General features: G+C 63.7%; 11 protein-coding genes. 10 read left to right on the plus strand and 1 reads right to left on the minus strand.

Going from position 1 to position 13,616, the window contains the following annotated elements; translation table 11 throughout:
• Nucleotides 1–10: 10 nt before the first annotated feature.
• Nucleotides 11–1,162, minus strand: coding sequence for a putative ABC transporter substrate-binding protein YdcS (gene ydcS, locus ACK1VC_RS22500; RefSeq protein WP_016485161.1), 1,152 nt, complete (start codon nt 1,160–1,162; stop codon nt 11–13).
• 216 nt (nt 1,163–1,378) lie between these two features.
• Here ydcS and ACK1VC_RS22505 point away from each other — a divergent pair, with 216 nt between their 5' ends.
• The 10 genes from ACK1VC_RS22505 (at nt 1,379) to lysS (ending at nt 13,549) form a co-directional block, all read left to right on the plus strand.
• The gene (locus ACK1VC_RS22505; RefSeq protein WP_016485162.1) at nt 1,379–2,062 is read left to right on the plus strand and encodes a tellurite resistance TerB family protein; all 684 of its coding nucleotides are present in this window, start codon (nt 1,379–1,381) and stop codon (nt 2,060–2,062) included.
• Between the two features lie 241 nt (nt 2,063–2,303).
• The gene (locus ACK1VC_RS22510) at nt 2,304–3,926 is read left to right on the plus strand and encodes a methyl-accepting chemotaxis protein (protein WP_016485163.1); all 1,623 of its coding nucleotides are present in this window, start codon (nt 2,304–2,306) and stop codon (nt 3,924–3,926) included.
• Between the two features lie 5 nt (nt 3,927–3,931).
• Complete coding sequence (locus ACK1VC_RS22515) at nt 3,932–4,438, plus strand: chemotaxis protein CheW (RefSeq protein ID WP_016485164.1); 507 nt, start codon at nt 3,932–3,934, stop codon at nt 4,436–4,438.
• Nucleotides 4,435–5,709, plus strand: a complete 1,275-nt coding sequence (locus ACK1VC_RS22520) for a CheR family methyltransferase (RefSeq protein ID WP_016485165.1) — start codon at nt 4,435–4,437, stop codon at nt 5,707–5,709. Before ACK1VC_RS22515 ends, ACK1VC_RS22520 begins: the two co-directional genes overlap by 4 nt.
• Nucleotides 5,706–6,371: a chemotaxis protein CheW gene (locus tag ACK1VC_RS22525; protein WP_016485166.1), complete on the plus strand. Its 666-nt coding sequence runs from the start codon at nt 5,706–5,708 to the stop codon at nt 6,369–6,371. Before ACK1VC_RS22520 ends, ACK1VC_RS22525 begins: the two co-directional genes overlap by 4 nt.
• Nucleotides 6,368–8,668, plus strand: a complete 2,301-nt coding sequence (locus tag ACK1VC_RS22530; RefSeq protein WP_016485167.1) for a hybrid sensor histidine kinase/response regulator — start codon at nt 6,368–6,370, stop codon at nt 8,666–8,668. The genes ACK1VC_RS22525 and ACK1VC_RS22530 overlap by 4 nt, the downstream gene beginning before the upstream one ends.
• Complete coding sequence (wspF, locus tag ACK1VC_RS22535; RefSeq protein WP_016485168.1) at nt 8,665–9,678, plus strand: Wsp signal transduction system protein-glutamate methylesterase WspF; 1,014 nt, start codon at nt 8,665–8,667, stop codon at nt 9,676–9,678. Before ACK1VC_RS22530 ends, wspF begins: the two co-directional genes overlap by 4 nt.
• A 51-nt stretch (nt 9,679–9,729) precedes the next feature.
• Nucleotides 9,730–10,734 carry a Wsp signal transduction system regulator diguanylate cyclase WspR gene (gene wspR, locus ACK1VC_RS22540; RefSeq protein WP_449118050.1) on the plus strand — a complete coding sequence of 335 codons (1,005 nt, stop codon included), beginning with the start codon at nt 9,730–9,732 and terminating at the stop codon, nt 10,732–10,734.
• 123 nt (nt 10,735–10,857) lie between these two features.
• Nucleotides 10,858–11,953, plus strand: a protein-coding gene (prfB, locus tag ACK1VC_RS22545) for a peptide chain release factor 2 (RefSeq protein WP_096425666.1) whose coding sequence is annotated in 2 segments (ribosomal slippage) — nt 10,858–10,929 and nt 10,931–11,953 — 1,095 coding nt in all. Because the reading frame shifts where the segments join, the coding sequence is not laid out codon by codon here.
• A 93-nt stretch (nt 11,954–12,046) separates the two neighbouring features.
• A complete protein-coding gene (gene lysS / locus ACK1VC_RS22550; protein ID WP_012270790.1) occupies nt 12,047–13,549 on the plus strand; it encodes a lysine--tRNA ligase in 1,503 nt (500 codons plus the stop codon).
• The last annotated feature ends 67 nt before the right edge of the window (nt 13,550–13,616 follow it).

Consider the following 13,616-nt stretch of genomic DNA (forward strand, 5'->3'; position numbering starts at 1 on the left):
TCAGGCAACCTCAGCGCCCACCCATGATCGCAATGTAATCCTGGGTCCAGCGGCTATACGGCACGAACTTGCCCCCCTGGGCCTGCGGGGTCTTCCAGAAGGCAATCTTGTCGAAATTGTCGAAACCGTTGGTCTTGCAACCTTCGGCCCCCAACAGTTCGCTGCCGGTGCATGCCGCCGGCACCGCCGGCAACGAGCCGAACCAGGCCGCCACATCACCTTGCACCTTCGGCTGCAATGACCAATCCATCCACTTGTAGGCGCAGTTGGGGTGCTTGGCTTCGCTGTGCAGCATGGTGGTGTCGGCCCAGCCGGTCGCGCCTTCCTTGGGAATGGTCGAGGCCACCGGCTGGTTTTCGCCCTTCAGGCCATTGACCATGTAACCCCAGGAGCTGGAGGCGACAACGCCTTCGTTCTTCACATCACTCATCTGCACCGTGGCGTCATGCCAGTAACGATGGATCAGCGGTTGCTGCTGGCGCAGCAGTTCCAGCACGGCCTTGTATTGCCCCTCGTTCAGCTCGTAGGGGTCCTTGATGCCCAGTTCGGGCTTGGTGGACTTCAGGTACAGCGCCGCGTCGGCGATATAGATCGGCCCGTCGTAGGCCTGCACGCGGCCCTTGTTGGGCTTGCCGTCGGGCAGGTTCTGCGGCTCGAACACCACACCCCAGCTGGTGGGGGCCTGCTTGAAGGTATTGGTGTTGTAAAGCAGCACGTTCGGCCCCCACTGGTATGGCGTGCCGTACACTTGATTGTCGACCACGTACCAGCCACCGTTCTGCAGGCGCGGGTCGATGTTCTTCCAGTTGGGGATCAGGGCGGTGTTGATCGGCTGCACGCGCTTGCCCACGATCAGCCGCAGCGAGGCATCGCCCGAAGCGGTGACCAGGTCATAACCGCCCTTGGTCATCAGGCTGACCATCTCGTCCGAGGTGGCGGCGGTCTTCACACTGACCTTGCAGCCGGTTTCCTTCTCGAAGCCGGTCACCCAGTCGTAGGCCTTGTCGCTTTCACCGCGCTCGATATAGCCGGGCCAGGCGACGATATCCAGGCGCCCCTCGCCAGGCCCCAGGGCCTTGGGCGGTTCGGCAGCCTGCAGGCTGGCGCTGGCCAGCACGGCACCGGTCATGGCGCCGAGCAATGCGGTCTTGTGCACTGACATGGTGTTCCCTCTTTTTGGAGATCTTGTTCGGGGCAGTCATCAAGCAAGCCGTGAAGCAATTGTTATAAGCGTAGTGCGATCGCGCGAGGTATTGGCGATATCGAGTCTAGTTGGCTTTTTGCCAGCCAATGCAACATCCGGAAGCAAATCCGCGATGGCGTGCGTTCTGCCAAGCCTTACTCTGGCGGTTGAATCTTCTTGCGTGGAGACACATGAATGAACACTCGGGGCTTGCTTGATCAACTCCTCAAATCCGGCCAGCAGATGCTCGAAAAACAGGGGGGCGCCAACACGTCCGGCAGCGCTGGCGGTGGGCTTGGCGGGCTGTTGTCCGGTGCCGGTGGCGGCCTGTTGGGTGGCGGCGCTCTGGGCTTGTTGCTGGGCAGCAAGAAAGCCCGAAAATACGGCGGCAAAGCCCTGACCTATGGTGGCCTGGCCGCGCTGGGAGTGCTCGCCTACAAAGCCTACGGCAACTGGCAGGCCAATCAGCGCGGGGCCGCAGCCGAGCCGCAAACCGTCGACCGCCTGCCGCCTGCACAGGCCGAGCAGCACAGCCAGGCGGTGCTGCGGGCGCTGGTGGCGGCGGCCAAGTCCGATGGCCATATCGACGAGCGCGAACGGGCGCTGATCGAGGGCGAGTTCACCCGCCTGGACAGCGACCGCGAACTGCAGCACTGGCTGCACGCCGAGCTGAACAAGCCGCTGGACCCGGCCGAAGTGGCCCGCGCCGCGCAAACGCCGGAAATGGCCGCCGAGATGTACCTGGCCAGCGTGATGATGGTCGACCAGGAAAACTACATGGAACGTGCCTACCTCGACGAACTGGCCCGCCAACTGCGCCTGGACCCAGGCTTGCGTCAGGAGCTGGAAAGCCAGGTACGGCTTGCTGCGGGCCAATAACTGGGGGCTGCGTCGCAGCCCATCGCCGGCAAGCCAGCTCCCACAGGGTTATCACAACCTTCGACATTTCGCTGATACCTGTGGGAGCGGGCGTGCCCGCGAAGGGCTGCACAGCAGCCCCAGTGACATGTCCATCAGCAGGTATGCCTGTTTAGCCCTCACTTCACCCGCAAATCTGTAAGGCCTCTGGGCTATACTTCGGCGATTTTTCCCGCTCGTTGTGAATTCCTGAGGGCTGAATGTGAAAAACTGGACCTTGCGCCAACGGATCCTGGCAAGTTTCGCCGTGATCATCGCCATCATGCTGCTGATGATCGTGGCCGCCTACTCGCGGTTGGTGGCCATCGAAACTGCCGAACAGGCGGTGGGGACCGACAGCATTCCCGGGGTCTATTACAGCTCGATGATCCGCAGCGCCTGGGTCGACAGCTACGTCACCAGCCAGCAACTGGTGGGGCTGTCCAACCACCGTGAGATCACTTCAGCCGACATGGAGCTGTTCAAAAGCTTCGAAGACCGGCTCAAGCAGCACATGGCCAGCTACCAGGCTACCATCCAGGACAAGGACGACCAGACCCGCTTCGAGAGCTTCGTGCAACTGGAAGAGAACTACCTCAGGATCGTCAATCAGGTGCTGGATGCATATCGCCAGCACAACTACGCCGAAGCTGAACGGCTGATCATGGAGGTGCTGACGCCGGCCTGGGTGGAAGGGCGCAAGCACCTTAATGAAGTGATCGAATTCAATCGGGCGTCTGCCGCCTCCGCCACCAGCGAGATTGTCAGCGCCGTGAGCACGGCCAAAGGCAGCATGGTGGTTTCGCTGCTGCTGGCCATCGTCGCGGCCGCCATTTGTGGCCTGTTGCTGATGCGTGCCATCACCGCTCCCATGCAGCGCATTGTCCATGCGCTCGACAGGTTGCGCTCGGGTGACCTGAGCATGCGCCTGAGCCTGGACCGCAAGGACGAGTTCGGCGCCATCGAAAGCGGGTTCAACGAAATGGCCGAGGCACTGGCCAACCTGGTGGCACAGGCACAGCGTTCGTCGGTGCAGGTGACCACGTCGGTTACCGAAATTGCCGCCACGTCCAAGCAACAGCAGGCCACTGCCACCGAAACGGCAGCTACTACCACCGAAATCGGCGCCACCTCGCGGGAAATTGCGGCCACTTCACGTGATCTGGTGCGGACCATGACCGAAGTCACCTCCGCCGCTGATCAGGCTTCCAGCCTGGCCGGCTCCGGCCAGCAGGGGCTGGCGCGCATGGAAGAGACCATGCATCAGGTGATGGGCGCCGCCGACCTGGTCAACGCCAAGCTCGGTATCCTCAACGAGAAGGCCAGCAACATCACTCAGATGGTGGTAACCATCGTCAAGGTTGCCGACCAGACCAACCTGCTGTCGCTGAACGCCGCCATCGAAGCGGAAAAGGCCGGCGAGTACGGCCGTGGCTTTGCTGTGGTGGCCACCGAAGTGCGCCGCCTTGCCGACCAGACCGCCGTGGCCACCTACGACATCGAGCAGATGGTGCGTGAAATCCAGTCGGCGGTATCGGCCGGGGTCATGGGCATGGACAAGTTCTCCGAAGAAGTACGCCGTGGCATGTTCGAAGTGCAGCAGGTGGGCGAGCAGCTCAGCCAGATCATTCACCAGGTACAGGCCTTGGCGCCGCGCGTGCTGATGGTCAACGAAGGCATGCAGGCCCAGGCCACCGGTGCCGAGCAGATCAACCAGGCGCTGGCCCAGCTCAGCGATGCCAGTACCCAGACCGTCGAGTCGCTGCGCCAGGCCAGTTTTGCCATCGATGAACTGAGCCAGGTGGCCGCCGGCCTGCGTGGCGGCGTGTCGCGTTTCAAAGTCTGACCGCGATGAACGACTTGCAACCGCGCGCCGCACCCGTGCACAACGTCAAGGGTGAGTTGTACCTGCAGTTTCGGCTCAGGGAGCAGCGCTTTGCCCTGAGCGTGCACGAGGTGATCGAGGTGCTGCCGCGCCAGCCGCTCAAGCCGATTGCCCAGGCACCTGCCTGGGTCGCGGGCATCCTCGCCCATCGCGGCCAACTGGTCCCGGTGATCGACCTTGCCGCGCTGAGTTTTGGCCAACCTGCGGCGCAACGCACCAGTACGCGCCTGGTGCTGGTGCACTACCGTGGCAGCCTGCAGCTTGGCCTGATCCTGGAACAGGCCACTGAAACCCTGCGTTGCCAACCCGACGAGTTCCAGCCCTATGGCGTGGACACGGGCGAAGCGCCTTATCTGGGCCCGGTGCGCCAGGATGCTCTGGGCCTGCTGCAGCGCATCGAAGTCAATGACCTGCTGACCGACGCCGTGCACCAATTGCTGTACACGCAAGACCCGACAGGGATGCTTACATGAACGAGCAGCGTTTTTTCCGCTTCCTGCGTGAGCGTATCGGCCTGGACGTGGAGTCGGTGGGCGCGCCCATGGTCGAACGCGCACTGCGCCAGCGTTGCGTTGCCGTGGGCGCGACGGACCTGGAAGATTACTGGCTGCGTCTGCAGCAGTCGACGGATGAGCAACAAGCGCTGATCGAAGCGGTGATCGTCCCGGAAACCTGGTTTTTCCGATATCCCGAATCCTTCACGGCACTGGGCAGCCTGGCCCACAAACGCCAGGCCCAACTGGCGGGCGCGCGGCCACTGCGATTGCTCAGCCTGCCTTGCTCAACCGGCGAGGAACCCTATTCGCTGGCCATGGCCTTGCTCGACGCCGGCATGGCGCCGGGCGCATTCATCATTGATGGCATGGACATCAGCCCCAACTCGGTAGCCAAGGCCGGGCAGGCTGTGTATGGCCGCAATGCTTTCCGTGGCAGCGAACTGGGCTTTCGCGAACGCTATTTCGATGCGCTGGACGAAGGCCACCGCCTGCATGAACGGGTACGTCAGCAGGTCAGCCTGCAGGTGGGCAATGTGCTTGACCCGGCGTTGGCCAGCCGCGATGGGCTGTATGACTTCGTGTTCTGCCGCAATCTGTTGATCTATTTCGACGTGCCTACCCAACAGCGTGTGTTCGAAGTGCTCAAGCGCCTGTTGCATCCACAGGGTGTGCTGTTCATCGGCCCGGCCGAAGGCAGCTTGTTGGCGCGCCTGGGCATGCGTCCGCTAGGGATCGCCCAGTCGTTTGCCTATGTGCGCCAGCAAGGTAACAGCACCCCGTTGCCGGCGACACCCGCCCAGCCCGCGAGGCGGACGCTGGCGACTACACCCGCATCAGGTTATCCGCCGCCCGGCGTGCCGATGCGGCGCCCGCTGCGGGTGCTGCCGGCGGTGACCCGTCCTGCGCCAGCCCGTGAGCACAAGCCCGAGGCCGCCAGCGAGTTGCTGGCCGGCATTGCCCGGCTGGCCAATGCCGGCGCCAGCGAACAGGCGCGTGAAGAATGCCAGCGCTACCTGAAGCAGTATCCGCCGTCCGCCCAGGTGTACTACTGGCTGGGGCTGCTCAGTGATACCGAGGGCGATGCGCAGCAGGCGCTGACCCACTATCGCAAGGCCCTGTACCTGGAACCACAGCACCCCGAAGCGCTGGTGCACCTGGCCGCCTTGCTGGCGGCCCAGGGCGATCTGGCCGGCGCCCGGCGCCTGCAGGATCGCGCAGTGCGGGCTGGTCGGGAGCCTGAACGATGAACACTGAATCCGCGTTGCAACTGCTCGCCGAGGATGACGCGCACATCGACGACTGCTGGAACCGTATTGGCGTGCACGGCGACAAGCAGTGCCCGCTGCTGGAGCGGCATGTTCATTGCCGCAATTGCGAGGTGTATGCCGCTGCGGCTACGCGTTTGCTCGACCGCTATGCGCTGATGCCGGATCACCAGGCAGCAGCGGTACAACAGGTCGAAGAAAACACCGGCCGCTCCATGCTGCTATTTCGACTGGGCGAAGAATGGCTGGCGCTGGCCACTGCCAGCCTGGCCGAAATCGCCCCGCTGCAGGCTGTGCATTCGCTGCCGCACCAGCGCTCGCGGCTGCTGCAGGGGGTTGCCAATGTGCGCGGTGCGTTGGTCCCATGCCTGTCGCTGGCTGATTTGCTGGGTGTGCAGGCCGGCACCGCCGAGCAACGGAGCGGTCGGGCCATGCCCCGCATGCTGATTCTGGCTGCCGCAGGTGGGCCTGTAGTGATGGCCGTCGAGGAAATCGACGGTATCCACCGGCTCGACCCATTGCTGCTGGGCAGCGGCCAGGACGCCTCACGCTTCACCGCTGCTGTCCTGCAGTGGCGCGGCCGCAGCGTGCGGGTGCTGGACGATCAACACCTACTGTCTGCCGTGCAGCGGAGCCTGTCATGACCCCAGAGCAAATGCGCGACGCATCGTTGCTCGAACTGTTCAGCCTGGAGGCCGAGGCGCAGACCCAGGTGCTGAGTGCTGGCTTGATGGCACTGGAACGCAACCCCACCCAGGCCGACCAGCTTGAGGCGTGCATGCGTGCCGCTCACTCGCTCAAGGGGGCCGCGCGCATCGTCGGGGTGGATGCTGGTGTCAGCGTTGCCCACGTCATGGAAGATTGCCTGGTGGCGGCGCAGGAAGGTCGGCTGCGGCTGACCGCCGAGCACATTGACACACTGTTGCAGGGGACCGACCTGCTGATGCGTATCGCCACGCCAGGCGATGCCGCGGCGCAGGCGACCTTGCCGGTGTTTCTTGCGCAGATGGCCAGCCTGCTCGACCCGGGCGCTGCGATGCCTGCACCGCCGCTGGCTGCACCCGTGGTCCCAGAGCCGCCGTTGGCAAGCTTGCCGTCTGCCCCCCCGGTATTGCCAGCCGAACCGCCGGAGTCAGAGGCAGAGCCCGAGCCGATTCTGCAGCGCAAGGCTGGCAAGCGCGCAGGCGAAGGTGCCGAGCGGGTACTGCGTGTCACCGCCGACCGCCTCAATAGTCTGCTCGACCTGTCCAGCAAGTCGCTGGTGGAAACCCAGCGGCTCAAGCCTTACCTGGCCACCCTGCAACGCCTCAAACGCATGCACGGCCAAGGCATGCAGGCGCTCGACGGCTTGCGCCTGCAACTCGAGGACAGTGGCCAGAGCAGCGAGGTGCTCGAAGCCCTGGCGCAAACCCAGCGTCTGCTGGCGGAAACCCAGCAGATCCTGCAGCAGCAGGCGGCCGACCTGGACGAGTTCGGCTGGCAGGCCAGCCAGCGTGCGCAGTTGCTGTATGACACGGCCCTGGCTTGCCGCATGCGGCCGTTTGCCGACGTGCTGACCGGGCAGAGCCGCATGGTCCGCGACCTGGGCCGTTCGCTGGGCAAGCCGGTGCGGTTAGTGGTGGAAGGGGAGAAAACCCAGGTCGATCGCGATGTGCTGGAAAAGCTCGAAGCACCGCTGACGCACCTGTTGCGCAATGCCGTCGACCACGGCATCGAATTGCCCCAGCGGCGCCTGCTGGCGGGCAAGCCCGACGAAGGCGTGATCCGCCTGCGGGCTTCGCACCAGGCCGGCATGCTCAGCCTGGAGCTGATCGACGATGGCGCCGGTATCGACCTGGAGCGCCTGCGCAGCAGCATCGTCGAGCGTGCCCTGTCGCCCGCCGACACTGTGGCGCGCATGAGCGAGGCGGAACTGCTGACGTTCCTGTTCCTGCCTGGTTTCAGCCTGCGCGACACGGTCACCGAGGTGTCCGGGCGCGGTGTGGGGCTGGATGCGGTGCAGCACATGATCCGCGAGCTGCGCGGCTCAATAGAGCTGACCCAGGTGGCGGGGCAGGGCTGCCGCTTCCACCTGCAGGTACCGCTGACCTTGTCGGTGGTACGTAGCCTGGTTGTCGAGGTGGGCGGTGAAGCCTACGCCTTCCCGCTGGCCCATATCGAACGCACGCTGGAGGTGACCGCCGAGCAGATCGTACAGATCGAAGGGCGCCAGCATTTCTGGCATGAAGGCCGGCATATCGGCCTGGTGGCAGCCAGCCAGTTGCTCAACCGCCCGGCCGGGCAAAGCGACGAAGCCAGCCTGCGCGTGGTGGTGATCCGCGAGCGCGAGCAACTGTATGGCGTGGCCGTGGAGCGGCTGGTGGGCGAGCGGGTGCTGGTGGTGATGCCACTCGACCCACGGCTGGGCAAGGTGCAGGACATTTCCTCTGGCGCTTTGCTCGATGATGGCTCGGTGGTACTGATCGTCGATGTCGAAGACTTGCTGCGCTCGGTGGAAAAACTGCTCAGCACCGGCAGCCTGGAACGCGTCGAGCGCGGCAGCAGCGGTGCCCGCGGCGTGGTCCGTAAACGCATCCTGGTGGTCGACGACTCGCTGACCGTGCGCGAGCTGCAGCGCAAGCTGCTGGGCAACCGCGGCTACGATGTGGCGGTGGCGGTAGATGGCATGGACGGCTGGAACGCCCTGCGCGGCGAGGACTTCGACCTGCTGATCACCGACATCGACATGCCGCGCATGGACGGCATCGAGCTGGTCACCCTGGTTCGCCGCGACCAGCGCCTGCAGTCGCTGCCGGTAATGGTGGTGTCCTATAAAGACCGTGAGGAAGACCGACGGCGTGGCCTGGATGCAGGCGCCGACTACTATTTGGCAAAGGCCAGTTTCCACGACGATGCGTTGCTGGATGCTGTGGTGGAGCTGATCGGAGGTGCTCAGGGATGAAGATCGCCATCGTCAATGACATGCCCATGGCCGTCGAGGCGCTGCGCCGGGCGGTCGCCCTGGAGCCTGCTCACCAGGTGGTGTGGGTGGCCAGCAACGGCGCCGAGGCGGTGCAGCGCTGCGCCGAGCAATTGCCGGACCTGATCCTGATGGACCTGATCATGCCGGTAATGGACGGCGTGGAGGCCACCCGGCGGATCATGGCCGAAACCCCGTGCGCCATCGTCATCGTCACGGTGGACCGCAAACAGAATGTGCACAGGGTGTTCGAGGCCATGGGACATGGTGCCCTCGACGTGGTCGATACCCCGGCGCTGGGCGCTGGCGATGCCCGCGAAGCGGCGGCACCGCTGCTGCGCAAGATCCTCAATATCGGCTGGTTGGTCGGCCAGCAGCGCAGCCCTGCCGCAAAGCCGGTTGCCGCGCCCGTGCGCGAGGCTTCCCAGCGTCGCGGGCTGGTGGCGATCGGCTCGTCTGCGGGTGGCCCGGCGGCCCTCGAAGTGCTGCTCAAGGGTTTGCCGGCAGCGTTTCCGGCGGCCATCGTGCTGGTCCAGCATGTGGACCAGGTGTTTGCCGCAGGGATGGCCGAATGGCTCAGCAGCGCAGCAGGCCTGCCGGTGCGCCTGGCCCGCGAAGGCGAGCCGCCGCAGCCGGGCCAGGTGTTGCTGGCAGGCACAAACCACCACATTCGCCTGCTACAGAATGGCCAACTGGCCTACACTGCCGAGCCTGTCAATGAAATCTATCGGCCATCGATCGATGTGTTCTTCGAAAGCGTGGCACGTTACTGGAATGGCGATGCGGTCGGCGTGCTGCTCACCGGTATGGGCCGCGACGGCGCCCAGGGCCTGAAGCTGATGCGTCAGCAGGGCTTTCTGACCATTGCCCAGGACCAGGCCAGCAGCGCAGTGTACGGCATGCCCAAGGCTGCTGCGGCCATTGATGCCGCGGTGGAAATTCGCCCGCTTGAACGCATCGCCGGGCGCTTGATGGACTTTTTCGCAAAATGACGAAATGTAATGAATCACGCCGCCAGGCCGGCAGTGATCGGGTGAACAGGTATGAATGAATTACCGATCGAGGGTTTTCCCACCACCAACGAGAACTCGGCGATGGTGCTGCTGGTCGACGACCAGGCCATGATCGGCGAGGCGGTGCGGCGGGGGCTGGCCAATGAAGACAACATCGACTTCCACTTCTGTGCCGATCCGCACCAGGCGGTGCTACAGGCCATGCGCATCAAGCCCACGGTAATCCTCCAGGACCTGATCATGCCTGGTCTTGACGGTCTGACCCTGGTGCGCGAATACCGCAACAACCCGGCCACTCAGGACATCCCGATCATCGTCCTGTCGACCAAGGAAGACCCGCTGGTGAAGAGCGCGGCGTTTGCCGCCGGGGCCAACGACTATCTGGTCAAGCTGCCGGATACCATCGAACTGGTCGCGCGTATTCGCTACCACTCACGCTCCTACCTCACGCTGTTGCAACGCGACGAGGCCTACCGCGCCTTGCGCGTCAGCCAGCAGCAACTGCTCGATTCCAACCTCATGCTGCAGCGGCTGATGAACTCCGATGGCCTGACCGGGCTGTCCAATCGCCGCCACTTCGACGAGTACCTGGAGCTGGAATGGCGCCGCGCCATGCGGGAACAGCAGCAGCTGTCGTTGCTGATGATCGATGTGGATTATTTCAAGGCCTACAACGACAGCTTCGGTCACCTTGCCGGCGACGAGGCTTTGCGTCAGGTAGCCGAGGCGATCCGTGGCTCGTGCTCGCGGCCGACCGACCTGCCGGCCCACTATGGTGGCGAGGAGTTTGCGCTGGTGCTGCCCAATACGTCGCCCGGCGGGGCACGCCTGGTGGCCGAGAAGCTGCGCCAGACCGTGCTGGCCCTGGGCATCCCGCACACCGCTCCGGCTGCCGATGCCCGCCTGACCGTGAGCATTGGCCTGGCCACCCAGACCCCGGCCGTCGGCAGCCACTGCCGGCTGTTGATCTCGGCGGCGGATAAAGGCTTGTACCAGGCCAAGAACAGCGGGCGTAACCAGGTTGGCATTGCCTGACGGCAGGTACGCCGCTGCCATGGGGTAAATACGGCGCTCCGGTCGCCCGGCGGGTCTGCCGTCGTGCAGCGGACTCGGTTATACTCGCAGGCTTTTCACCGAATTCGCACGAGTAGCCAGCCCATGGAAATCCAACCGATCCTGAACACCATCAAGGACCTCACCGAGCGTTCCCAGTCCATTCGGGGGTATCTTTGACTACGATCACAAGCATGACCGCCTGATCGAAGTCAACCGCGAGCTGGAAGACCCCAACGTCTGGAACAAGCCCGAGTACGCCCAGGCCCTGGGCCGCGAGCGTGCCATGCTGGCACAGGTCGTCGAGACCCTGGACAAGCTGTCCAATGGCCTGTCCGACTGCAAGGACCTGCTCGACATGGCTGTCGAGGAAGAGGACGAAAGCGCTGTCAGCGACGTCGAGACCGAGCTGCAGGGCCTGGAAGAGTCCCTGGCGCAGCTTGAGTTCCGTCGCATGTTCAGCGGCGAAATGGACATGAACAACGCCTACCTGGATATCCAGGCCGGCTCCGGCGGTACCGAGGCGCAGGACTGGGCCAACATCCTGCTGCGCATGTACCTGCGCTGGGCCGACAAGCGTGGTTTTGACGCCACCATCATCGAGCTTTCCGAAGGTGAAGTCGCCGGCATCAAGGGCGCCACCGTGCACATCAAGGGCGAGTATGCCTTCGGCTGGCTGCGTACCGAAATCGGTGTGCACCGCCTGGTGCGCAAGAGCCCGTTCGACTCCGGTGCCCGTCGCCACACCTCGTTCTCGGCGGTATTCGTGTCGCCCGAAATCGACGACAAGGTCGAGATCGAGATCAACCCGTCCGACCTGCGCATCGACACCTACCGTTCCTCCGGTGCCGGTGGTCAGCACGTGAACACCACCGACTCGGCCGTACGTATTACCCACGTGCCGACCAACACCGTGGTGGCCTGTCAGAACGAACGCTCCCAGCACGCCAACAAAGACACCGCCATGAAAATGCTGCGGGCCAAGTTGTACGAGCTGGAAATGCAGAAGCGCAATGCTGCTTCGCAGGCGCTGGAAGACAGCAAGTCGGACATCGGCTGGGGCCACCAGATCCGTTCCTACGTACTGGATGACTCGCGCATCAAAGACCTGCGCACAGGCGTAGAGCGCAGCGACTGCCAGAAAGTGCTGGACGGTGACCTGGACCAGTACCTGGAAGCAAGCCTCAAGCAAGGGCTGTAAGCCGCACTCCACTGCCGCGATACCTGGCTACCCGCCGGTATCGCGTGCCCTGCCCGAATAGGGCAACGAATACCTGATGGAAAGAATGACGACATGAGCGACCTCAAGACCGAATCGCAAGACCTGCAACAGGAAGAAAATGCCCTGATCGCCCTGCGCAAGGAAAAACTTGCCGCCGAGCGCGCCAAAGGCAACGCCTTCCCCAACGACTTCCGTCGCGACAGCTACTGCAACGACCTGCAGAAACAGTACGCGGACAAGACCAAGGAAGAGCTGGAAGCAGCCGCGATCCCGGTCAAGGTTGCCGGCCGTATCATGCTCAACCGTGGCTCGTTCATGGTGATCCAGGACATGACCGGTCGTATCCAGGTCTACGTCAACCGCAAGACCCTGCCAGAAGAAACCCTGGCCGCAGTCAAGACCTGGGACCTGGGCGACATCATCAGCGCCGAAGGCACCCTGGCCCGTTCCGGCAAGGGCGACCTGTACGTCGAAATGACCAACGTGCGCCTGCTGACCAAGTCGCTGCGCCCGCTGCCCGACAAGCACCATGGCCTGACCGACACCGAGCAGCGCTACCGCCAGCGTTACGTCGACCTGATGGTCAACGAAGAAACCCGCCACACGTTCCGTGTGCGTTCGCAGGTGATCTCGCACATTCGCAAGTTCCTCATCGAGCGTGACTTCCTCGAAGTTGAAACGCCAATGCTGCAGACCATCCCGGGCGGCGCGGCGGCCAAGCCGTTCGAAACCCACCACAACGCCCTGGACATGGCCATGTTCCTGCGTATCGCGCCGGAGCTGTACCTCAAGCGCCTGGTGGTCGGTGGCTTTGAAAAGGTGTTCGAGATCAACCGCAACTTCCGTAACGAAGGTGTTTCGACGCGTCACAACCCTGAATTCACCATGCTCGAGTTCTACCAGGCCTACGCCGATTACCGCGACAACATGGACCTCACCGAGGAACTGTTCCGCGAGCTGGCACAGCTTGTACTGGGCTCTACCGACGTGCCGTACGGCGACAAGGTGTTCCACTTCGGCGAGCCGTTCGTGCGCCTGTCGGTGTTCGACTCGATCCTCAAGTACAACCCGGAACTGACCGCTGCCGACCTGCAGGACGTTGACCGCGCCCGCGACATCGCCAAGAAGGCCGGTGCCAAGGTGCTGGGCCACGAAGGCCTGGGCAAGCTGCAGGTGATGATTTTCGAAGAGCTGGTCGAGCACAAGCTGGAGCAGCCGCACTTCATCACCGAGTACCCGTTCGAAGTGTCGCCGCTGGCCCGTCGTAACGACGACAACCCGGCTGTCACCGACCGCTTCGAGCTGTTCATCGGTGGCCGCGAAATCGCCAACGCCTACTCCGAGCTCAACGATGCCGAGGACCAGGCCGAGCGCTTCCTGGCCCAGGTGGCCGAGAAGGACGCCGGTGACGACGAAGCCATGCACTACGACGCCGACTTCGTGCGTGCGCTGGAATACGGCATGCCGCCGACCGCCGGTGAAGGCATCGGTATCGACCGGCTGGTGATGCTGTTGACCAACTCGCCGTCGATCCGCGACGTGATCCTGTTCCCGCACATGCGTCCACAGGCCTGAGTGAATTGAACAAGCCGCCTTTCGAGGCGGCTTTTTCTTGCCTGAAGCTTTATGTTGGCTGTACTGG

This window comes from Pseudomonas sp. XP2 (genome assembly GCF_053557975.1).

Bases quoted from the DNA above. Each gene is read 5' to 3' on its own strand.
- ACK1VC_RS22525 (WP_016485166.1), top strand. From the start codon at position 5,706: ATGAACACTGAATCCGCGTTGCAACTGCTCGCCGAGGATGACGCGCAC.
- ACK1VC_RS22515 (WP_016485164.1), top strand. From the start codon at position 3,932: ATGAACGACTTGCAACCGCGCGCCGCACCCGTGCACAACGTCAAGGGT.
- ACK1VC_RS22505 (WP_016485162.1), top strand. From the start codon at position 1,379: ATGAACACTCGGGGCTTGCTTGATCAACTCCTCAAATCCGGCCAGCAG.
- ydcS (WP_016485161.1), bottom strand. From the start codon at position 1,162: ATGTCAGTGCACAAGACCGCATTGCTCGGCGCCATGACCGGTGCCGTG.
- wspF (WP_016485168.1), top strand. From the start codon at position 8,665: ATGAAGATCGCCATCGTCAATGACATGCCCATGGCCGTCGAGGCGCTG.
- ACK1VC_RS22520 (WP_016485165.1), top strand. From the start codon at position 4,435: ATGAACGAGCAGCGTTTTTTCCGCTTCCTGCGTGAGCGTATCGGCCTG.
- lysS (WP_012270790.1), top strand. From the start codon at position 12,047: ATGAGCGACCTCAAGACCGAATCGCAAGACCTGCAACAGGAAGAAAAT.
- ACK1VC_RS22530 (WP_016485167.1), top strand. From the start codon at position 6,368: ATGACCCCAGAGCAAATGCGCGACGCATCGTTGCTCGAACTGTTCAGC.
- wspR (WP_449118050.1), top strand. From the start codon at position 9,730: ATGAATGAATTACCGATCGAGGGTTTTCCCACCACCAACGAGAACTCG.